Annotated in this window: 21 protein-coding genes; 9 read left to right on the top strand and 12 right to left on the bottom strand. The window is 68.6% G+C overall.

The annotated features are described in order from the left end of the window. Positions 1 to 125: 125 nt before the first annotated feature. Positions 126 to 929 carry a sulfite exporter TauE/SafE family protein gene (locus ACFOSH_RS23475; RefSeq protein ID WP_378241186.1) on the bottom strand — a complete coding sequence of 268 codons (804 nt, stop codon included), beginning with the start codon at positions 927 to 929 and terminating at the stop codon, positions 126 to 128. 91 nt (positions 930 to 1,020) lie between these two features. Here ACFOSH_RS23475 and ACFOSH_RS23470 point away from each other — a divergent pair, with 91 nt between their 5' ends. From ACFOSH_RS23470 to ACFOSH_RS23460, 3 genes are all read left to right on the top strand, one after another. Further along, entirely contained in the window at positions 1,021 to 1,794 is a 774-nt protein-coding gene (locus tag ACFOSH_RS23470) for an AraC family transcriptional regulator (RefSeq protein ID WP_378241185.1), read from the top strand. Between the two features lie 127 nt (positions 1,795 to 1,921). After that, positions 1,922 to 2,698 (top strand): acetoin reductase, encoded by a 777-nt coding sequence (locus tag ACFOSH_RS23465; RefSeq protein ID WP_378241184.1) that lies wholly within the window; start codon positions 1,922 to 1,924, stop codon positions 2,696 to 2,698. 19 nt (positions 2,699 to 2,717) lie between these two features. Continuing rightward, entirely contained in the window at positions 2,718 to 3,041 is a 324-nt protein-coding gene (locus ACFOSH_RS23460; RefSeq protein ID WP_378241183.1) for a putative quinol monooxygenase, read from the top strand. 44 nt (positions 3,042 to 3,085) lie between these two features. Here the strand turns inward: ACFOSH_RS23460 and ACFOSH_RS23455 are convergent, their stop codons facing one another. Further along, positions 3,086 to 3,901 (bottom strand): DUF1206 domain-containing protein, encoded by an 816-nt coding sequence (locus ACFOSH_RS23455; RefSeq protein ID WP_378241182.1) that lies wholly within the window; start codon positions 3,899 to 3,901, stop codon positions 3,086 to 3,088. Between the two features lie 392 nt (positions 3,902 to 4,293). Between ACFOSH_RS23455 and ACFOSH_RS23450 the strand changes: the two genes are divergently transcribed. Further along, positions 4,294 to 4,878: a dihydrofolate reductase family protein gene (locus ACFOSH_RS23450; protein WP_378241181.1), complete on the top strand. Its 585-nt coding sequence runs from the start codon at positions 4,294 to 4,296 to the stop codon at positions 4,876 to 4,878. Here ACFOSH_RS23450 and ACFOSH_RS23445 read toward each other — a convergent pair. Further along, entirely contained in the window at positions 4,866 to 5,786 is a 921-nt protein-coding gene (locus tag ACFOSH_RS23445; RefSeq protein WP_378241180.1) for a LysR family transcriptional regulator, read from the bottom strand. The two genes, ACFOSH_RS23450 and ACFOSH_RS23445, sit on opposite strands and share 13 nt — an antisense overlap. Before the next feature lie 67 nt (positions 5,787 to 5,853). On the opposite strand from ACFOSH_RS23445, the gene ACFOSH_RS23440 reads away from it, so the two are divergent. Then, positions 5,854 to 6,951: an FAD-dependent monooxygenase gene (locus tag ACFOSH_RS23440; RefSeq protein WP_378241179.1), complete on the top strand. Its 1,098-nt coding sequence runs from the start codon at positions 5,854 to 5,856 to the stop codon at positions 6,949 to 6,951. Between the two features lies 1 nt (position 6,952). Here ACFOSH_RS23440 and ACFOSH_RS23435 read toward each other — a convergent pair whose 3' ends face one another. Both ACFOSH_RS23435 and rlmN read right to left on the bottom strand, forming a co-directional pair. Further along, the gene (locus tag ACFOSH_RS23435) at positions 6,953 to 7,225 is read right to left on the bottom strand and encodes a hypothetical protein (RefSeq protein WP_378241178.1); all 273 of its coding nucleotides are present in this window, start codon (positions 7,223 to 7,225) and stop codon (positions 6,953 to 6,955) included. Between the two features lie 32 nt (positions 7,226 to 7,257). Continuing rightward, positions 7,258 to 8,364, bottom strand: a complete 1,107-nt coding sequence (gene rlmN / locus ACFOSH_RS23430; RefSeq protein WP_378241177.1) for a 23S rRNA (adenine(2503)-C(2))-methyltransferase RlmN — start codon at positions 8,362 to 8,364, stop codon at positions 7,258 to 7,260. Between the two features lie 213 nt (positions 8,365 to 8,577). Here rlmN and ACFOSH_RS23425 point away from each other — a divergent pair, with 213 nt between their 5' ends. Then, the gene (locus ACFOSH_RS23425) at positions 8,578 to 10,281 is read left to right on the top strand and encodes a YcaO-like family protein (RefSeq protein WP_378241176.1); all 1,704 of its coding nucleotides are present in this window, start codon (positions 8,578 to 8,580) and stop codon (positions 10,279 to 10,281) included. A gap of 105 nt (positions 10,282 to 10,386) precedes the next feature. Further along, the gene (locus ACFOSH_RS23420; RefSeq protein WP_378241175.1) at positions 10,387 to 11,001 is read left to right on the top strand and encodes a PadR family transcriptional regulator; all 615 of its coding nucleotides are present in this window, start codon (positions 10,387 to 10,389) and stop codon (positions 10,999 to 11,001) included. On the opposite strand, the gene ACFOSH_RS23415 is transcribed toward ACFOSH_RS23420, so the two are convergent. Beyond that, positions 10,935 to 11,783 carry a class I SAM-dependent methyltransferase gene (locus tag ACFOSH_RS23415; RefSeq protein ID WP_378241174.1) on the bottom strand — a complete coding sequence of 283 codons (849 nt, stop codon included), beginning with the start codon at positions 11,781 to 11,783 and terminating at the stop codon, positions 10,935 to 10,937. The two genes, ACFOSH_RS23420 and ACFOSH_RS23415, sit on opposite strands and share 67 nt — an antisense overlap. Positions 11,784 to 11,899: 116 nt before the next feature. Between ACFOSH_RS23415 and ACFOSH_RS23410 the strand changes: the two genes are divergently transcribed. Further along, positions 11,900 to 12,745 (top strand): VOC family protein, encoded by an 846-nt coding sequence (locus ACFOSH_RS23410; protein ID WP_378241173.1) that lies wholly within the window; start codon positions 11,900 to 11,902, stop codon positions 12,743 to 12,745. 42 nt (positions 12,746 to 12,787) lie between these two features. Here the strand turns inward: ACFOSH_RS23410 and ACFOSH_RS23405 are convergent, their stop codons facing one another. From ACFOSH_RS23405 to rpsB, 6 genes are all read right to left on the bottom strand, one after another. Further along, positions 12,788 to 14,320 carry a carboxylesterase/lipase family protein gene (locus ACFOSH_RS23405; protein WP_378241172.1) on the bottom strand — a complete coding sequence of 511 codons (1,533 nt, stop codon included), beginning with the start codon at positions 14,318 to 14,320 and terminating at the stop codon, positions 12,788 to 12,790. A 62-nt stretch (positions 14,321 to 14,382) separates the two neighbouring features. After that, on the bottom strand, positions 14,383 to 15,279 hold the full coding sequence (locus tag ACFOSH_RS23400; RefSeq protein ID WP_378241171.1) for a phosphatidate cytidylyltransferase: 897 nt from the start codon (positions 15,277 to 15,279) through the stop codon (positions 14,383 to 14,385). Beyond that, positions 15,279 to 15,836, bottom strand: a complete 558-nt coding sequence (gene frr, locus ACFOSH_RS23395; RefSeq protein WP_005154668.1) for a ribosome recycling factor — start codon at positions 15,834 to 15,836, stop codon at positions 15,279 to 15,281. Before frr ends, ACFOSH_RS23400 begins: the two co-directional genes overlap by 1 nt. A 51-nt stretch (positions 15,837 to 15,887) precedes the next feature. Further along, positions 15,888 to 16,631, bottom strand: a complete 744-nt coding sequence (gene pyrH, locus ACFOSH_RS23390) for a UMP kinase (protein WP_005154669.1) — start codon at positions 16,629 to 16,631, stop codon at positions 15,888 to 15,890. 93 nt (positions 16,632 to 16,724) lie between these two features. Further along, positions 16,725 to 17,549 carry a translation elongation factor Ts gene (tsf, locus tag ACFOSH_RS23385; protein ID WP_378241170.1) on the bottom strand — a complete coding sequence of 275 codons (825 nt, stop codon included), beginning with the start codon at positions 17,547 to 17,549 and terminating at the stop codon, positions 16,725 to 16,727. A gap of 91 nt (positions 17,550 to 17,640) precedes the next feature. After that, the gene (rpsB, locus tag ACFOSH_RS23380) at positions 17,641 to 18,549 is read right to left on the bottom strand and encodes a 30S ribosomal protein S2 (RefSeq protein WP_378241169.1); all 909 of its coding nucleotides are present in this window, start codon (positions 18,547 to 18,549) and stop codon (positions 17,641 to 17,643) included. A gap of 382 nt (positions 18,550 to 18,931) precedes the next feature. Between rpsB and ACFOSH_RS23375 the strand changes: the two genes are divergently transcribed. Beyond that, positions 18,932 to 19,537, top strand: coding sequence for a murein hydrolase activator EnvC family protein (locus ACFOSH_RS23375; RefSeq protein ID WP_378241168.1), 606 nt, complete (start codon positions 18,932 to 18,934; stop codon positions 19,535 to 19,537). Positions 19,538 to 19,691: the final 154 nt, after the last annotated feature.

Genomic DNA, 19,691 nt, shown 5'->3' with positions numbered 1-19,691 from the left:
GGAAGATCTTGGCGCAAGATCCGACAAAGGTATAGAGGATTCGTCGGATCTTTACTGGACAACTCGCCTTGTCATCCCGCTCGCCCGCTTGTCAAGACTTGACTTCGACCGAACTCATCCGATCACTAGCGGACGACGATCGCGATCAGCGCGGCGGCGAGCAGGGCGAGATAGGCGATCGCGTGGGCGCGGTCCGGGATCCGGCCGACCAGCCGGCGGGTCACGGCGATGGTCGGCAGCGACCCGCACAGCAGCGCGCCCGCGGCGACCAGGTCGATGTAGCCGAGATGAGCGCCGCTCGAAGACGTTCCCGTCGCCGCGAAGGCGTAGACGGCAGTGCCGATGACCGCCACCGGCAGACTCAGGGGGTTCGCCAGCGCGGTCGCGTCGGCCATCGGCAACCCTTTGCGCCGCATGAGAGGGACGGTCAGCACGCTGCCCCCGACCCCGAGGAAGCTCGCCACGGCGCCGATCCCGGTCCCGCCCGCGATGGTGGTGATCCCGCCGAGCGGGCGGGGCCGGGTGTCCTCCCGCCTGCTCACGAACCCCTTCCGGACCACGCTGTCCGCGATCGTCAGCGCGAGATAGGCGACGAAGAGCCAGCGCAGCACGCTTTCGTCGGCCACGGTGGCGGCGAAGGAACCGAGCACGGCGCCCAGGCCGATGAAAGCGACGAGCGGCCACAGGTAGTCGCGGCGAAGCCGTCCGGTCCGCAGTTGGGCGAGGGTCGCGCTCCCGGCGTTGACCACCATCACCGCGGTCGAGGTGGCCACCGCCACGTGCATCGCGCCCAAGGCGTGGTCCGGCCCGTCGAGCGCGAAGGCGTAGACGACGGGCACGGTGATGAAGCCGCCGCCGAATCCGAAAAGGACGGTGGTGACACCGCACAGACAGCCGAACCCGAGGAGCACCGCGATCTCGATCAACACTCCTCCGACGGTAGGTGCTCCCGGCGCGGCGGTCATTCGAAAGAGCGACACTTTCTTTCGTGTATCGGACAGGCGGGGTAGCGTGCGTGAGGTGCGTGACATCCCCATCGACGAGGTCGACCACCTCGACCGCGCGGTCGTGGCGATCCGCACCGATTACCCGACTGGGCACCGGATTCCCCCGCACCGGCACCGACGGGCGCAGTTCCTCTACAGCGCCACGGGGTCGATGCGGGTCGAAACGGCCGACGGTACGTGGACCATCCCGACCCGGCGCGCGGTGCTCGTCCCGCCGGAGACCGGCCATCAGGTCTTCACGACGACCGTGAGCACCAGGAGCCTGTACATCGAGCCGAAAGCGGTGCCGTGGTTCCCTCGGCGCTGCCAGGTCGTCGAGGTCTCAACCCTGCTCCAGGAGCTGTTGAACGAAGCCGTCGGCGTGCCGGCGCTGTACTCCCCGCGCGGACGGGACGCCTCGGTCATCGGCCTGATCCTGCACGAGATCCGCCGATCCGCACCGGTCCGGCTCGATCTCCCCCTGCCGAAGCACGAACGGCTGCGCGCACTGTGCGAGTCCTTTTTGGACGATCCGGACATCCACGATCCGGTGGGCGCCTGGGCGTCCCGGCTGCACGTGAGCGAGCGGACCCTGAACCGGATCTTCACCGCCGAGACCGGGATGGGTTTCGCCCGCTGGCGGCAACGGGCCTGCGTCCTGCATTCCCTTTCCCTGCTGTCGGACGGCAGGCCCATCGCCGGGATCGCCGCCTCGCTCGGCTACGCGAGCCCAGCCGCGTTCTCCACCATGTTCACCCGGCTTCTCGGCACCTCGCCGAAGGACTACCGCGCGGCGTCCGCGCTCTGAGCTCCGCTGTATCCAAAGCCACTGTCTCCAAAGCCACTGTCTCAAAGTGAGACACGCCACCCCTGCCGGTGTCTCGCCCGCGCCCCTACCTTCCGTTCAAGCCCAGGCGAACAAGGGAGTTCAGCGCATGAGCAAGAACGTACTCGTCACCGGTGCCGCACGAGGAATCGGAAAGGGGATCGCCCTCCGGCTCGCCGCGGACGGGCACGACGTCGCGGTCAACGACATCGCCGCCAACGAGGCGGAACTCGAGGCCGTCGCCAAGGAGATCCGCGAAACGGGACGGCGCTCCGCGGCGGTCATCGCGGACGTTTCGGATCCGGCCGCGGTCACCGCCATGGTCGGCGAGACCGCCGGTGCGCTGGGTTCCCTGGACGTCATGGTCGCGAACGCGGGGATCGCCCAGGTCCTGCCGTTGCTCGAAGTGACCCCGGAGGACTGGGACCGGATGATGGCCGTCAACGCGCGCGGCATTTTCCTGTGTTACCAGGCCGCGGCCAAGCAGATGATCGGCCAGGGGAACGGCGGGAAGATCATCGGCGCGGCGTCGATCGTCGCCCATCGCCCGTTCGCGTTGCTTGGGCACTATTCCGCTTCCAAGTGGGCGGTGCGCGGGCTGACCCAGGCCGCCGCGATGGAATGGGCCCAGCACGGCATCACCGTGAACGCGTACTGCCCGGGTATCGTCGGGACCGCCATGTGGGACCTCATCGACGAAAAGCTGGCCGAATCGGAAGGGATCCGGAAGGGGCAGGCGATCGAGAAGTATTCGAACCTGATCCATCTCGGCCGGGTCTCCGTTCCCGAGGACGTGGCGTCGTACGTTTCGTACCTCGCTTCCCCGGATTCCGACTACATGACCGGCCAGTCGGTGATGATCGACGGAGGAATCCAATTCTCTTGAGCAGGAAAGCAGGACGATCATGATCTTCATCACGGCGAAGTTCCGGGTCCGTCCCGAACACGCGGACCGGTGGCCGGAAATCGCGCGAGACTTCACCGAAGCGACCCGCGCCGAGCCCGGTTGCCTTTGGTACGACTGGTCCCGCGGCCTGGACGACCCGAACGAATACGTTCTCGTCGAGGCGTTCCGGGACGACGACGCGGGCGCGGCCCACGTCGGTTCGGAGCATTTCCGCGCGGCTCAGCGCGAACTGCCGCCGTACCTGGCCGAGACGCCGCGGATCATCAACGCGAAGGTCGACCAGGACGGCTGGTCGGAACTGGGCGAACTCGCCGTCGAATAGGTTCCGTCTCCCGCCTCGGTTCGTCGCCGGACCGGGGCGGGAATTCAGCCACGCTGGGCTCGTGCCGCCCCGACGCAATACGCGCCGAACGCGGCGACCCCGACGGCCACCACGATGAGCAGCACCGTGCCGAACGGCTGGGCGGCCAAGGTGCGCAGAGCGGCGTCGAGCCCGCCGGAGCGGGACGGGTCGTGCCGCACAGCGGCGTATCCGAGGAGCACGGCGACCACGCCGAACACGACACCCCGTGCCGTGTAACCGATCCTCCCGAGCCGCTCGACCCATCGCCGCGTCCCCGAGGGCAACCTCGAGAGGTCGAGATCCCGCACGAAATTGCGGCGCACACCGTTGACCACCGAAGCGACGGCGACACCGAAAACGACGACGGCCACCGCGATCACCAGGAACGGACCGGCGGGCAACCCGAGCAGCATCGCGGTGTACTCCTGCTGTTTCTGGTCGGAACTGCCCTGGTCTCCCGCGCCCGCGGCGAGCCGGGCCGCGTAGACGCCCAGCGAGATCCCCACCAGGCAGCGCACTCCGGACGTCACCCGCTTGACGGCGCGCTGCCTCTCCTTGTCGATCCAGGTGTAGCCGACCGCGGCCAGCAGCGCCTGCCACAGGCCGTACGCCACCAGCCCCGCCGCCAACACCCACAGCAGGACGCCGCCCACCGGCGTCGAACCGACCTCGGCGACCGCGCCACGCCCGTCGGCCTCCTGGCCTCCACCGCCGATGGCGATCCGCACCGCCAGGTACCCGATGAGCAGGTACACCAGCCCGTAGCAGCCCATCCCGATCCGTCCGAGCACCTGGACGGCCTTGTTGTGGCGCACCTGTCTCGCCTTGGTCTCGGGCATCCTGTTCACCCTCCTGTTCGAGTCCTTCCCCGAGTTTCGCCGCAGGCGCCCATGACCGCCGCGCGAATGGTCCATCCGGCCGAACGACGTGATCGACAAGGCGACAGCGTGACGGGGGAAGGGGTCCTTCACGCGCATCCGCTGTGACTGATGGTGCGCCTGGGGCGAACGTGGCGATCCGCAAGTCCGTGAAGGCCTCCTTCACTACCTTCAGGGTAGGTAAGGGGCCCTTCACGGACTGGGATCAAGCGCAGCCAGAACCCAGCAGACACCCTTGGCCCTGACCCGAATCGCCACTCACGGACCCCGCGAATCTTTTCCGCGCCGATGTCGGATGGCTCCGACTCCGTTCGTAGAGGAGGTGAAAGCAAGCCCGAACAGAAGGAGCCATCATGACCGCGACCTACACCTTCGACATCTTCTCCAGCCTCGACGGCTACAGCTCCCACACGGGCGACTGGGGCGGCTACTGGGGCAAGCAGGGCCCCGAGTTCCTGGAGCGCCGGGTCGCCTTGTACGGCGAGAAGCAGCGGATGGTCTTCGGCGCCACCACGTTTCGCGAGAACATCGCGATGCTGTCCTCGGGCGCCGTGGAGATCGAGGCGCTGGACCCGTGGGTCGGCCTGCTGAAGAACCTGCCCGCGACGATCGTGTCGACGACGCTGCGCGAACCGCTCGCTTGGCCGGACGCGACGATCGTGAGCGGCGACGCCGTCGACGTCGTCGCCAAGCTCAAGGAGGAGTCCGACGTGCCGCTGCGTTCGCACGGCAGTCTGGCGATGAACCGGGCGCTGATGGCCGCCGGTCTGGTCGACCGGGTCCAGGTGACGATCTTCCCTGCGCTCACCGGCGAGACCGGGGCGGCACGGACCTTCGAGGGCGCGGCCGACTTCGACCTCGAACTGATCGAGAGCCGGACGCTCGACGGGCACACCCAGGAGCTCGTCTACCGGCCCACCCGGCATCACTCGCGCTGATCGTCCACAAAGGACATTTCAGTGATCTTGCCGAGCGCGTCGACGATCAGGGTGCGCAGCCAGCGATGCGCGGCGTCCCGGTCGTGGCGGGCGTGCCAGGCGAGGACAGCGGGGATCGGCGGAGTGACCCCGGGCATGGGATAAGCGCGCAGCGAGGGCGGGAGCGCGTGCCGGGTGAGCAGCCGGGGAGCGACAGTCACCAGGTTGTGCGTGTCCACGATCCGGAGCGCCAGCGGCAGCGTCGGCACGGTGAAGGCGGCTTTCCTGCGGAGTCCGCGAGCCTTCAGCAGATCGTCCACGCGGTTTTGACGTCCGCCTTGACGGGAGATGACCACGTGCCGGAGCGCGGCGAGCGCCTCCCACGTCGACGGCGGCCGCGGCAGGTCACGACGGCCGATCACGGCCAGTTCGTCGGTGAGCACCGTGGTCGACCGGGCCTCGGTGTGCGTCGGGACCTGATTGGTGATGTGGAGATCGGCGCGGCCCCGCCGCAAGTCGTCGGCGGCGGGGCCGTCGGTGTCACTGACGACACGCAGGCAGACCCCGGGCGCCATCCGGGTGAGATCGGCGGCGAGGTGTGCGACGAGCGCGTCGATGACGACGTCGTTGCACTGCACCGTGAAGGTGCGCTCCAAGGTGGCCGGGTCCACGTCCGCCGCCGGGGTCAGGACCGCCTGAGCGCGGGTGACCAGCTGGTGCACCTCGTCGCGGATCTGCTCGGCGTAGGGCGTGGGCAGCATGGTGCGGCCGGACCGGACGAGGATCTGGTCGCCGGTGGCCTGCCGGATCCGGGCGAGTGCCCGGCTCATGGCCGGCTGCGTGAGGTACAGCCTGTCGGCCGCCCCGGTGACGCTGCATTCGTCGAGCAGCGCGTCCAGGGTGACCAGCAGATTCAAATCCAGATGCACCGGGGTAATGGTAGCCATACCCAGCTATGCATTTGAAGTCATCCACATTCCCTTGTTGGCTGGTCGTATGCGCACTGTGATCGTGGGAGCGGGACTGGTCGGACTCACCACGGCGGCGTCGTTACGCCTGATCGGACACGACGTCACCGTGCTGGAACACGCCCCGGAGGTGCGGGCCGTCGGTGCCGGGATCGGCCTGTGGCCCAACGCGTTGCGGGAGTTCGACAAGCTCGGCATCGGCGACGACGTCCGGCGCATGGGGGACATCGTCGACGCCTGGTTCTTCGACGCCGCCGGGAATCCGGAACGCGCGGACGGCTACGACCCGTCCCGCTACCGGTTCCTGATGGTGCCGCGGCCGAGCCTGAACACTTTGCTGGCCGAGACCGCCGGCCTGGATCGGATCCGGCTGAACGTCCACGTCACCGGATTCACCGAGCAGGACACGGACGTGGCGGTGCACCTCGCCGACGGCTCGTCCCTGCGCACGGATCTCCTGATCGGCGCGGACGGGGTGTACTCCGACGTCCGCGCCGCTCTGGTGCCGGGAAGTCCGGCCGTCGAGCACGAGGGCAATCGTGTCTGGCGGGCGATGGTGCCTTCCGGTGCCGAGCGTCCGGAGGGCACGGCGCTGACCATCGGCTCGAACCGGACCCGAGGCGGGTACACGCGGGTCACGGCGAGCCAGACGATGTGGTGGGTCAACCAGTTCGACGCCGGGGAATCTGTCGGCGGCAAAAGGGATCAAGCGCTGCGAGGGGCCCGCTGCCTGGCGAAGGACGGCTGGAACGACGAACTGCTGGCGATGATCGCCGCGACGCCGGAGGAGTCCATTCTGGAGAACCAGATCATGCTCGTCCCGAGGCTGCCGTACTGGACCACCGCCAGGGTCGCGCTGATCGGGGACGCCGCGCACGGCCTGTCCCCGCACCTCGCGGTGGGCGGCACCCTGGGCATCGAAGACGCCGGAGTCCTGCGCGCCGAATTGACGGGCGAAGCAGACCCGGCCGAGGCCCTCGTCCGCTACGAGAGCGCCCGTCGTACTCGTCTGGAGAAGGTGCGCGAGCACTCCGACGCGATCGAGTACGCCGACGGGGCTGTCGAGAGCGCCGAGCGCTTCGCCACCTTCAGCGACTGGATGCTGAGCACCGCACCCGCGACCTGAATCAGCGGGTGAGCCAGGGCGCCAGCAGCGCTTCGAGGTCGGCGTCCGACAACGCGTACGGCCCGCCGTGGAACTCGTGCCACCGCGAAGCGTCCCGCGCCGCCGTGTACTCCACCTCGAACGCCCGCATCAGGACGTACATGAAGGTCACCGAGCTGAACCGCTCACCCAGCAGCGTCCGGGCCTCACGCGCGACCCCTGTCGCGCCATGGCCGATCACGTCCGTGAGCTTCAGCTCATCCGCAGCCGGGTCCAACAGGCTGGGGGCATACATCACGACAAAATCTCCATCACTGAAAGGGAAAATCAGTTCTCGGCCGCGAGCTGACCGCAGGCCGCCGCGATCTCCTGACCGCGCGTGTCACGCACCGTGCACGCTACTCCGCCCGCGTTCACCAGCCGGACGAACTCCCGCTCCACCGGCTTCGGCGACGCGTCCCACTTGCTGCCCGGAGTCGGGTTCAGCGGGATCACGTTCACATGTACCAGCTGGCCCAGGTGCTGGCGAAGACGCTTCGCCAGCAGCTCGGCCCGCCAAGGCTGATCGTTGATGTCCCGGATCAACGCGTATTCGATCGACACCCGCCGCCCGGACGTGTCCGCGTAGTACCGGGCCGCGGACAGGACCTCGTCCACCGACCAGCGCTCGTTCACCGGCACCAGCGTGTCGCGCAATTCGTCGTCCGGCGTGTGCAGCGAAACCGCGAGCCGCACCTGCATCTTCTCGTCCGCCAGCTTGCGGATCGCCGGCGCCAGGCCGACGGTCGACACCGTCACCGAACGCTGGCCGATCCCCAGGCCGTCGGGCGACGGGTCGGTGATCCGCCGGACGGCCGCCACCACCCGCTTGTAGTTCGCCAGCGGCTCGCCCATGCCCATGAAGACGATGTTCGACAGACGGCCGGGGCCGCCCGCCATCCCGCCGTCACGCATCACGGCGGCGGCCGAACGGACCTGGTCGACGATCTCCGCCGTCGAAAGGTTCCTGTCGAGGCCGCCCTGTCCGGTCGCGCAGAACGGGCACGCCATGCCGCAGCCCGCCTGACTCGAAATGCAGAGGGTCGCGCGGTCCGGGTAGCGCATCAGCACGCTCTCCAGCAGCGTCCCGTCGTGCGCGCGCCACAGGGTCTTGCGGGTGGAGCCGTCGTCGCAGGCGAGCGCCTTGATCTCGGTGAGCAGCGTCGGCATCAGATCGCCGACGAGCTTCTCCCGCGAAGCCGCCGGGATGTCGGTCATCTCCTCCGGGTCCACCGTGAGCCGCGAGAAGTAGTGGTTCGACAGCTGCTTCGCGCGGAACGGCTTCTCACCCAGCTCGGCGACGGCCTCGGCCCGCTCCGCGGCGGTGAGGTCGGCGAGGTGGCGCGGCGGGAGGCCGCGCTTGGGCGCGTCGAAGACGAGAGGGAGGACAGTCATAGCCCAGTCAGTCTCCCATGTCCACCTTCGACGCGCCCGGGCCGCCCCGGAGCACTGTTCCCCAGGTCACGTGACCGATGCCCGGACCCGCCGTGCGGATCGCATACGAGGAGACGCGCGTGCGTCATGTGCCGTCCGAGACTCGGTCGGCGGAGGTGGTGCAAAATCATTACCGAAACCACGGTTCTCCTCACCGGATCCCGGGCGCTCACCGTGCCGCTCGCGGAACTGCTCGCCGCGAGCGGGTACGCGAGGGTGGGCACTCTGTGCGGGCTGTCCGAAGTGGACACAGAGAACACCGTCGTGGTCGCGGCCTTCGATCACCCCGCCCACGCCGAACTGACCGCGTTGGACGCCTTGTGCGCCGAGAGCGGCGTGCGATGGCTGCCGCTGCGCCGCGAACAAGGCCGGGTGATCGCCGGACCCGCGATCGCACCCGGCGGGATCGACTTCGCCGACGTCGTCGCCCGCCGTCGCGCGGCCGCGCCGGAACCCCACGCGCTCGACGTGGTCCTGCCCGCGCTTGATCCGGGGGACGCCCGCTGGGTGCTGGCGAATCTCTCCGCCCACCTCGAACGCTGGCTCTCCCGGGGACAGACCGCGATCACCACTGGCGAGATCGACCTGAACCCGGCGGACCTGACCGAGGTCCGCCACCCTGTCCTCCCCGTCCCGGATCGCACCCGGCCGGTCTCCGCGCCGGCGTCGCTGATCGACGACCGGACCGGGATCGTGACCGGGATCCGTGAGATCTCGCCGTCGCCGGGGATGCCTGCCAGGCTGCGCGTGTGCGCTGTCGACGTCGCGGACATGCGCCGCGTCACGAACTGGCCCAACGACCGCCAGGCCGTCGGCGCGGCATGGCACGACTTCGAACTCGCCCAGCAAACAGCCGTAGGCGAAGCGGTGAAGCGCTACTGCGGCAGCTGGCTCGCGCCAGACCGTGAAGTGCGCTTCGCCAGCTACGAGCGGCTCGCCCGCTACGGCGTCCCGGCGCTCGACCCTCACCGTCTGAACCTCTACTCGGCCGAGCAGTACCGATCCCCTGGCTTCCCTTTCACGCCGCTGACGCCGGACGCGGACTGCTCGTGGGTGGAGGGCTTTTCCCACAGCACCGGGGAATCCCTCTGGGTACCGGCGTTCCTGGTTTCCCGAGAACGGCAAGCGGGAGAAGCACGCTTCGCCGATCCCCTGCCGTCGGGCCTCGCCAGCGGGATCTCCGGAGAACACGCCGTCACGTCCGGCCTCGAAGCGGTCCTCGAAGGCGACACCACGATGCTCCGGTTGGTGAACACGCCCCGCCTCGCGCGGCTGCCGATCCCCGACGGGCTCCGGTCGCTCATCGCCGACACCGTGGACGGCCACGAGGTCACGCTCATCCCTCTCGACAACGGATTCGACGTCCCGGTGGTCGCCGCCGCGGTGTTCGACCGCGTGACGCGTCGGGTGTCCCTCGGTTTAACCGCCCGGCCGGACGCGCTGGAAGCCGCCAAGCAGGCACTCGCCGAGGGTTTCGCGCTGCACCACACCTATCGGGCCCTCGACGACGAAAGCGGACTGGCCGCCCTGCGGCGGGAGCACGGCGATCTCAAGCCGTACCGGGCGGACAGGCGCTACCTCGACTCCTATCGCGACGACTTCGCCGACGTCACCGATCCCCTTTGCCGGCACCAGATCCGCCTCGACCCGAGGGCCAGCCACCGGGTCGCGCCGCCGTTGCGCAACCTGCCGGACCGGTCTTGGGACGACCTGCCCGCGCTCGGCGAACGGCGGCTCAAGGCGTACCAGGACCGCGTCGAAGCCCGCGGCCTCGAAGTGATCAGCGTCGACCTCACGACCTGTGACGTCGCGGCGGCCGGATTCCGGGTCACGCACACCCTGGTGCCGGGCCTCGTGTCGCCGCTTCCCCACGCTTGACGAGCACAAGCCAACGAGACCCACCTCACAAGAGGAAGGTTGCCATGCGACTGTTTCCGATATATCGTGAACGGGTCGAAACATTACGTAGAGAGGATTCACATCATGCGACGACGACCTTTCCCTTCAGAACACGGCCGACCCGCCTTCGGGCCCTGGGCTCGCGGCGGCTTCGGCGACTTCCCCCCGGGTCCGGGCGGGCCGGGCCACCGGCATCGGCACGGCCGTCCCGGCGGACGGCGTGGCAAGCGCGGCGACGTCCGCGCCGCGATCCTCGCGCTGCTGTCCGAGCAGCCGAGGCACGGTTACGAGATCATCCGCGAGATCGGCGAGCGCAGCGGCGGCTTCTGGAAGCCGAGCCCCGGCTCGGTCTACCCGACCCTGCAGATGCTGGCCGACGAAGGCCTGGTGATCAGCAAGGACGAGAGCGGCAAGAAGCTGTTCGAACTCACCGAATCCGGCCGCGCCGCGGCCGAGCAGCAGGACGCCGTCCCGCCGTGGGAGCAGATCGCCCACGACGTCGACCCGGTCGAGGTGAACCTGCGCAAGGCGGGGGCGACCCTGGCCGCGGCCGTCGCGCAGGTCATGCACGCCGGCAGCGAAGCCCAGCAGGCCCGCACCGTCGACGTCCTCAACGAGGCACGCCGGACGATCTACGGCATCCTCGGCGAGGCCGACGACACCGCTCCGGGCACGGCATCCGCCGAGGACGCGGAGTGACCTGGGACGACGAGGTCGGTGGGCTTGGTCCGCGCATGGACGCGATAGCCCACCGGCACCGTCACCTGCTCCGCACCGGCGCCTGACGAAACCTCGTTCAGGCGCCGGACCTCCGCGATCGCCTTCGCCGCGACCGGAGCGCTGAACTCGATCCTCAACACCGCTTCCATCGCGGCGGCGTCCTCGAACAGCCACCGCGTCATCACCTTGCGGCAGTCGAATCCCCGGCGGGCGAAGAACTTCTCGACTCCCGGCGGGTCGTAGTGCGGCAGATCCAGTCGCATCCAGCGTCCGTAGGGCTCACTCGCGACATCGAGATCCACGATCAGCAGCGTCCCACCGGGCCGCAGCACCCGCTCCGCTTCACGAAGGCCGGGCTCACAGCCGGGGCCGAAGAAGTACGCGGTCCGGGCGTGGACGACGTCGAAAGCCTCGTCCGGCACCGGAAGCCGCTGCGCACGGCCTTGCCGCACTTCGACGTTCGGCAGGTCCTCGACGCGGTGCCGCGCGTCACGGGCGAGCGGCTCGTGGGGTTCGATCCCGAGCACAGACCGCGCGGTCGAGGCGAACCGAGGCAGGTGGAACCCGTCACCACAGCCGATGTCGAGCACGTCCGCTCCGGCCCAGTCGCGGTACCCGGCGAGCACCCGCCAGATCTCGTCCCCGACGTCCTGCGCGCGGTTCTCGACCTCGTAAGCCTTTTGGTAGTACCAGATATTCGGGCTCGGCAGCACTTCCTCGCCACGACGGAAGGCGGAGACAGCTCGGGGAAACCAGCGCACGGAAGCTCCAACGATGGGACACCGGGCCGGGTTCCGGGCCATCCAGGTTCGAAATCTTTCACGGAAACAATGCGGATAGCGACTAGACTTTACTCCCACCGGTAAGGGAGAACCGCATGTCGCTTGGCTCGGCCGCCCACACTTCCGTCATCCCTTCAGGAATCCCGTGCTGGATCGAACTCGCATGCAGAGACGAAGCGGCCGTACAAGCCTTCTACAGCGGACTATTCGACTGGGAATTCGCCGTTCAGCGTGATCCGGCGACGCCGACCGGCCGATACTCGATCGCGACGCTGAACGGCGTCCCGACCGGCGGTCTGTACCGCGCGGGTGCGGAGGGGCCGTCCGGCTGGAGCATCCACATCTCGGTGCCGCAGGCGGCCGCGGCCGCGGAGTGGGTGGACAGTCTCGGTGGCCGGGTCACGCTCGGCCCGATGGCGATTCCCCATCGCGGCAACATAATCCACGCCATCGACGCGTGCGGCGCGCACGTCGTCTTCTGGGAACCGCCCGCCACCTGGGAGTTCGCGACGGGCGTGCCCAACACCTTCAGCGGCGCGGATCTCAACACCCACGACGGCGCGGCGGCGGATCACTTCTACTGCCGCCTCTTCGACTACACCAGCCACCAGATCGGCGACGGCACGTCGCTCGACTACGCCGAATGGCTCATCGAGCACGAACCGGTGCTGTACCGGTACGTGATGGGCTCGGAATACCGGCCGGACACTCCCCCGCACTGGATGGTCTACCTCGAACTCGACCCGGCCCGGGGCGCGGACGCCACGGCGGGACAGGCCTTGATGCTCGGCGGCGCCGTCGTGGTCCAGCCCTACGACACCCCGTACGGCCGGATGGCGATCCTCGCCGACCCGGACGGTTCGGTGTTCGCCGTGATCGACCACTCCCGGGCGGTCGAGGGCTGGGGCAGCGCCGAAGTCGACGATCCTTACGACGACTGACCGAAGAGCCGGGGTGACCACGTGGTCACCCCGGCTCTTTCGTCAGAGACCCGCCCAGAACCCGCAGTTGTGCACGGACGTGAGGTCGACCGGGCCGATCTCGCCCGGCGCCAGCGACTGCGTCCGCGGCGTGGGACGCCACTTCGGCAGACCTTCACCGTTCGGATTCCCGGTCCGGGCGAACCGGGTCCAGTATTGAATCATTTGCGCCGCGAGCTTCTGTTGCGCGGACGTCAATTTCCCCGGCGACGGGGTCATATCAGACAAATAAGCCAATTCGGATCCATGAGAAGCTCCGGGAACCATTCCCGGCGGGGCCGGGAGAAGCGGCGGAGCGTCCCGATCGGCGAACTCGTAGCCGAAGGTCCGGGTGCGCTCGCGCAGCAACCGCTCGTTCCCTGCCTGAGGACACCCCCAGCTCCGGTCGGTCATGGCGTCCGCGAACGCCATCGCCGGGCCGCCGTGCTTCGCGGAGGGGTACTCGGCGGCGACAAGCGGCGCCTTGTCCTTGAACGCGGTGCGCAACAGCTCTTGGTAGTGCTCTTCGGTGAACGGATGTCCGGGGAACAGCGCGACGAGCAGCCTCGACTCGTTCCTCGTGATCCCGGTCAGCACCGGCACACGGGCGAAGTGGCCTTCGCGGAGCGCGGTGGCGGGATGCTCCGGCAGCAGATCGGTGCCGTACGTGGGTGCGCCGGCCGGCTGACTCAGCAGATCCTTGGCCTGGACGCGGCGAAGACAGTCGACGTCGGCACAGCCCAGCTTCTTCGCGACGTCGGCACCCGCCGCCTCGGCGTCGGCGCGGGGAACGTACGGCGACCCCGCGGGCGCTCCCGGGAAGAATCCGCCGTCAGGCCAGGTCAGCGTGCACGGCCCGCTCTGGATGATCGCGCGGTGGAACAATCCCGCGGCCGACGGGGAGGTCAGCTGGGCGCACGTGCTCATCCCGCCGGCGGATTCACCGAACAGCGTGACGTTCCGGGGATCTCCCCCGAAGGCGCGGGCGTTGCGCTGCACCCAGCGAAGAGCGGCCTGCTGGTCCTGAAGGCCGAAGACGCCGGAGTCGCTTCCGAGCTCCGGGTGGCCGAAGAAGCCGAACACGCCCAGCCGGTAGTTCACGGTCACCACGACGACGTCCCCGCCGAGGGCCATGCGCTTGAAGTCGTAGTCGCTGCCGGCGCCGGAGGTGAAGCCGCCACCGTGCACCCAGACCATCACCGGACGCGGCTTGTGCGCCGGTTTGGCCGGGCTGGTCACGTTGAGATACAGGCAATCCTCGGCGTCACTCGGGTCCGAACCGATCCCCGCGCCCTGCGCGCACCGAGGCCCGGGCTTGCTCGCGTCCCGCACGGCGGTCCACGGCTCGGGTCTGGCGGGTGGCGCCCAGCGCCGCTCACCGACCGGTGGCGCGGCGAACGGAATGCCTTGGAAACTCCGGTATTCGCTGGTACTCACGCCGCGAACGGGACCGGAATCCGTGCGGACGACCGGGCTTTCGCCCGCTTCCGCCACGGTTGTCGTCAGGGCGCCGAGCGTCACCACGCTCAGAGCCAGGGTCAGAAGCCGCTTACTCATCCGTCGAGTTCGCATACTCCCGACCTTGGCCCGGCGCACCGGACTTGTCACATGGGTTTCGTCTAGACGGGGACGAACGCCGAGAGCAGGAGCCAGGAGACGACGGCCGACGGGAGCAACGAGTCGAGCCGGTCCATCAGCCCGCCGTGCCCCGGCAGCATGTTCCCCATGTCCTTGACCCCGAGGTCGCGTTTGATCAGCGACTCGACGAGATCGCCCAGTGTCGCGGTGCAGACGATCGCCGCACCGAACAGCACACCCTGCCAGGCGTGGCCGTCGAGCAGCAGGCTCAGCGTCAGCGCACCGGCGACCACACCGGCCACGAGCGACCCGGCGAAGCCTTCCCAGGTCTTCTTCGGGCTGATGCTGGGCGCCATCGGATGCTTGCCGCCCAGCACGCCGGCGATGTAACCGCCGGTGTCCGAGGCGACGACGCCGATCATGAACGCCAGAACCCGGCCGACACCGTCCTCGGGCGGGACGAGCATGGCGGCGAAGGCACCGAAGAGCGGGATGTACGCGGCGGCGAAGACCGACGCGCTGATGTCGCGCAGATAGCCGTCCGCACCGCCGGGCAACCGCCACAGCAGGCAGACGAGCACCGTCAGCACGAACGCCGTCAACGCGCCTTCGCGGCCGTACGGCCAAGCCAGCCAGATCATCGCCTGGCCGCCGACGAGCACCGGGACCAGCGCGATCCGGATGCCCGCCGCGCGCTTCAGTGCCCCGGCCAGCTCGATCGTGCCGACCGCGATCGCGATCGCGATGATGCCGATGAACAGATAGCGCACGGTGAGCAGGGACGTCACGATCGCCGCCCCCAGCACCAGCCCGACCCCGATCGCGGCGGGCAGGTTACGGCCGGCGCGGGAAACCTTCTGCGCCGGTTCCGGCTTCTCCGCCGGAACCGGTTCCGGGTTCTCCACCCGGTCCTCGCGTTCCTCGCTCACCTGGCTCATCAGACCTCGAGTAGCTCGGCTTCCTTGTGTTTCACCAGCTCGTCGACCTTGTGCGTGTACGAGTCGGTGAGGTTCTGCAGTTCCTTCTCGGCGTGGACGACCTCGTCCTCGCCTGCCTCGCCGTCCTTCTTGATCCGGTCCAGCTCTTCCTTGGCCTTGCGGCGGACGCTGCGGATCGAGACGCGGGCGTCCTCACCCTTGGACTTGGCGACCTTCACCATCTCCTTGCGGCGCTCTTCGGTGAGCTGCGGGATGACGATGCGGATCACGTTGCCGTCGTTGCTCGGGTTCACACCGAGGTCCGACTCGCGGATCGCCTTCTCGATGGCGTTGAGCGAGGTCTGGTCGTAAGGCTTGATCAACGCCATCCGGGCTTCGGGGATGTTGACTCCCGCCAGCTGGTTCAGCGGGGTCGGCGCGCCGTAGTAGTCGACGACAACGCGCGAGAACATCCCAGGGTGGGCCCGGCCGGTGCGTACCGACGACAGGTCCTCCTTGGCGACGGACACCGCTTTTTCCATCTTCTCCTCGGCGTCGAGGAGGGTCTCGTCGATCACGGCAACTCCCGTTGTTGTGTATGCGTACCGATTGCGAAGATCAGAGCAGGACTACGCGGGCACCCCGTCGGCGGGGGTGTCGACCAGGGTGCCGATCCTCTCACCGCTGACCGCGCGGGCGATGTTCCCCTCGGTGAGCAGATTGAACACGATGATCGGCATGTTGTTGTCCATGCACAGGCTGAACGCGGTGGCGTCGGCGACCTTGAGGTCCCGTTCCAGCACCTCGCGGTGGCTGATCTCGTGGAACATCTCGGCGGTCGGATCGCTCTTCGGGTCCGCGGTGTAGACGCCGTCGACGGCCTTCGCCATCAAGACGGCTTCGCAGCCGAGTTCGAGCGCGCGCTGCGCGGCGGCGGTGTCGGTCGAGAAGTACGGCATGCCGACCCCAGCGCCGAAGATGACGACGCGGCCCTTCTCCAGGTGACGCTCGGCGCGGCGCGGGATGTACGGCTCGGCGACCTGCCCCATGGTGATGGCGGTCTGCACGCGGGTGGGCAACCCCTCCTTCTCCAGGAAGTCCTGCAGCGCCAGGCAGTTCATGACGGTGCCGAGCATCGCCATGTAGTCGGCGCGGTCACGGTCCATACCGCGCTGCGACAGCTCCGCGCCGCGGAAGTAGTTGCCGCCGCCGATCACGACGGCGATCTGCACGCCCGTGCGGGCGACGTCGGCGATCTGCTGAGCGACCGAGTGCACCACATCCGGATCAACCCCGATGGAACCGCCGCCGAACATCTCGCCGCCCAGTTTCAGCAGCACCCGCCGGTATCCGCCTTCGACCCGGACACCCATGTCGCCCTCCCTAATGCTCTGAAACCCGACTGTGCCCCGTCCCCGATGGACGGAGACGGGGCACAGTGGTGGTTCTTGTGTTCCGCGCCTGGATCAGGCCTGGCCGACCTCGAACCGGGCGAACCGGCTCACGGTCACGCCGGCCTCGTCGAGCAGGGCCTTGACGGTCTTCTTGTTGTCCTTGACCGACGGCTGCTCGAGCAGGACGTTGTCCTTGTAGTAGGCGTTGACCTTGCCCTCGATGATCTTGGGCATGGCCTGCTCCGGCTTGCCCTCTTCGCGGGCGGTCGCCTCGGCGACGCGGCGCTCGTTGTCGACGATCTCGGCCGGGACCTCGTCACGGGTGAGGTACTTGGCCTTCAGCGCGGCGACCTGCATGGCGGCACCGCGAGCGGCCTCGGCGGCGGCTTCGCCTTCGCCGGTGTACTCGATGAGCACGCCGACGGCGGGCGGGAGGTCCGCACCGCGACGGTGCAGGTACGTGGTGGTGGTGCCTTCGTAGGCGGCGACACGGCGCAGCTCGAGCTTCTCACCGATACGGGCGGCCATCGCCTGGACCTGCTCGTCGACGGTCTTGCCGTCGAGCGAGGCGGCCTTCAGCTTCTCGACGTCGCTGGTCTTCTCGGCCTTCGCGACCTCGACGATCTTCGCGGCGAGGGCCTGGAAGTCCTCGTTCTTCGCGACGAAGTCGGTCTCGGAGTCGAGCTCGATCAGCACGCCCCCGTCGCCGGCGACGAGGCCTTCGGCGGTGGCGCGCTCGGCGCGCTTGCCGACGTCCTTGGCGCCCTTGATGCGCAGGAACTCGACGGCCTTGTCGAAGTCGCCGTCGTTCTCCTCCAGCGCCTTCTTACAGTTCATCATGCCGGAGCCGGTCAGCTCGCGGAGACGCTTCACGTCTGCGGCGGTGTAGTTCGCCATCGTGGGTGTATCCGTCCTTTTCAGGTACGAGAAAAGTCTTTTGGGGAGGTACTCGTGGGGCCGCCCGGAGGCGGCCCCACAAGCGGGTGGATCAGGAAGAGGCGGTGGCCTGCTCGGCCGGGACCTCTGCCGGAGCCTCAGCCGGGGCCTCGGTGGCCTCGGTGGCCGCGCCGGTCGCGGCGGCGGCTTCCTTGGCGTCCGCGGCGGCGGTCTCGGAGCCGGCGAGCAGCTCCTTCTCCCACTCGGCCAGCGGCTCGCCCGTGGCGACGCCCGCCTCGGGCTTGGTGTCGGCGGAAGAAGAACCGTTGCGGCTGGAGCGGGCCATCAGACCGGCGGCGGCGGCCTCGGCCACGACCTTGGTCAGCAGCGCGGCCGAACGGATCGCGTCGTCGTTACCCGGAATCGGGTAGTCGACCTCGTCGGGGTCGCAGTTGGTGTCCAGGATCGCGACGACCGGGATGTTCAGCTTGCGAGCCTCGCCGACGGCGATGTGCTCCTTCTTGGTGTCGACGATCCACACGATGCTCGGCACCTTGGCCATGTCGCGGATACCGCCGAGGGTCTTCTCGAGCTTGTCCTTCTCACGGGTGAGCGTGAGGATCTCTCGCTTGGTCAGGCCGGCGAAGCCGCCGGTCTGCTCCTGCGACTCGAGCTCCTTCAGGCGGAGAAGACGCTTGTGCACCGTCTGGAAGTTGGTCAGCATGCCGCCGAGCCAGCGCTGGTTCACGTAGGGCATGCCCACGCGCGCGGCCTCGGAAGCGATGGCTTCCTGAGCCTGCTTCTTCGTGCCGACGAACATGATGGTGCCGCCGTGCGCGACGGTTTCCTTGATGAACTCGAACGCACGGTCGATGTACGTCAGCGTCTGCTGCAAGTCGATGATGTAGATGCCATTGCGCTCGGTGAAGATGTAGCGCTTCATCTTCGGGTTCCACCGACGGGTCTGGTGCCCGAAGTGGACGCCGCTGTCGAGCAGCTGCTTCATGGTGACGACGGCCATTGCCGGAATCAACCTCTTCTGTGTCGTGCGCGCCCGGCTCCGCCGGGACCGCGCTTTTCGGTTCGTCGCTCACGGCCGGGTGGCCGATCGCCCTGGTGCAGATGCTCGGGCCCGGACCCGGGAGTGAAGTGACCCCAGGGACCGCCGGGCCGTGTGCTCCCGCCTGTCCTGACCCTCCGTGAGGAGATCGGCCATCGGGAGCGCGCACGTGCACGCGAAGTCAGCCCGCTGACGCGGACCGCGCAAAGAAGTCTACTCCCTGTCGTCGCCACCTACCGCACCGGCAGCCCCTGATGAGAGCGGTTGTCCACAACCGGCTCGGTTACCCACAGATTCCATCGGCGCGCCCCGCACGCCACGCCGTGCCAGCAAGCTGGGACACATGACGACGACGACCTGTTCCCGCCCTGTCACCAGGCATTCCTTCGCGATCGACCGCACCGGTGGCAGGCACCGCCGTCCGGGGCGCCCGCGAGGCCTTCCCCGCCTCGTGATCCTCGCGACCGTGCTCGCGCTCTTGGCCGCTTCGGCGACGCCGGGAACGGCCAGAGGCGCGCCTTCGCCGCAAGGGCGCCTCTCCTGGCCGCTTTCTCCGGCACCGAGCGTCACCAGGTACTTCGAGCCGCCGTCGACGCCGTACGGCCCAGGCCACCGGGGCATCGACCTCGCCGCCGCACCGGGCACGAACGTGCTCGCGGCCGCCGAGGGAGTGGTGATGTTCGCCGGGCAGGTGGCGGGCCGCGGGGTGGTTTCGATCGATCACGACGGAGGTCTGCGCACCAGCTACCAACCGCTCGCTCCGACGGTCACCGCGGGTGATCAGGTCTACCGGGGCCAGGTGCTCGGAACGCTCGTCGCGGGCCATCCAGGCTGTCCCGAGCCGGCTTGCCTGCATTTCGGCGTCCGGCGGGGCGAAGAGTACGTCGATCCGCTCGCGTTGATCGGTGAACCGTCCGAGATCCGCCTCAAACCGTGGGAAGGAGACTGAGCGCCCTCCCGCGCGCGTTCGACTCACGCGTGTCGTCCGCCCAGCCACGCGGCTCCCGCCCCTGCTCACGCGAGTCCCGCGCCTGATCACGCGAGTCGCCCGCCCAATCACGCGAGTCGCGCCCCTGATCACGCATGTCGCCTGCCCAATCACG

Source organism: Amycolatopsis speibonae, assembly GCF_042647925.1.
GTDB lineage: Bacteria > Actinomycetota > Actinomycetes > Mycobacteriales > Pseudonocardiaceae > Amycolatopsis > Amycolatopsis speibonae.
The sequence above is the reverse complement of the archived record's forward strand: the minus strand, read 5'-3'. Positions and strand labels throughout refer to the sequence as shown.

Bases quoted from the DNA above. Each gene is read 5' to 3' on its own strand.
- rpsB (WP_378241169.1), bottom strand. From the start codon at position 18,549: ATGGCCGTCGTCACCATGAAGCAGCTGCTCGACAGCGGCGTCCACTTC.
- rlmN (WP_378241177.1), bottom strand. From the start codon at position 8,364: ATGACTGTCCTCCCTCTCGTCTTCGACGCGCCCAAGCGCGGCCTCCCG.
- ACFOSH_RS23375 (WP_378241168.1), top strand. From the start codon at position 18,932: ATGACGACGACGACCTGTTCCCGCCCTGTCACCAGGCATTCCTTCGCG.
- ACFOSH_RS23455 (WP_378241182.1), bottom strand. From the start codon at position 3,901: ATGCCCGAGACCAAGGCGAGACAGGTGCGCCACAACAAGGCCGTCCAG.
- ACFOSH_RS23400 (WP_378241171.1), bottom strand. From the start codon at position 15,279: ATGAGCCAGGTGAGCGAGGAACGCGAGGACCGGGTGGAGAACCCGGAA.
- ACFOSH_RS23465 (WP_378241184.1), top strand. From the start codon at position 1,922: ATGAGCAAGAACGTACTCGTCACCGGTGCCGCACGAGGAATCGGAAAG.
- ACFOSH_RS23420 (WP_378241175.1), top strand. From the start codon at position 10,387: ATGCGACGACGACCTTTCCCTTCAGAACACGGCCGACCCGCCTTCGGG.
- tsf (WP_378241170.1), bottom strand. From the start codon at position 17,549: ATGGCGAACTACACCGCCGCAGACGTGAAGCGTCTCCGCGAGCTGACC.
- ACFOSH_RS23460 (WP_378241183.1), top strand. From the start codon at position 2,718: ATGATCTTCATCACGGCGAAGTTCCGGGTCCGTCCCGAACACGCGGAC.
- ACFOSH_RS23410 (WP_378241173.1), top strand. From the start codon at position 11,900: ATGTCGCTTGGCTCGGCCGCCCACACTTCCGTCATCCCTTCAGGAATC.
- ACFOSH_RS23440 (WP_378241179.1), top strand. From the start codon at position 5,854: ATGCGCACTGTGATCGTGGGAGCGGGACTGGTCGGACTCACCACGGCG.
- pyrH (WP_005154669.1), bottom strand. From the start codon at position 16,631: ATGGGTGTCCGGGTCGAAGGCGGATACCGGCGGGTGCTGCTGAAACTG.
- ACFOSH_RS23405 (WP_378241172.1), bottom strand. From the start codon at position 14,320: ATGAGTAAGCGGCTTCTGACCCTGGCTCTGAGCGTGGTGACGCTCGGC.
- ACFOSH_RS23450 (WP_378241181.1), top strand. From the start codon at position 4,294: ATGACCGCGACCTACACCTTCGACATCTTCTCCAGCCTCGACGGCTAC.
- ACFOSH_RS23435 (WP_378241178.1), bottom strand. From the start codon at position 7,225: ATGTATGCCCCCAGCCTGTTGGACCCGGCTGCGGATGAGCTGAAGCTC.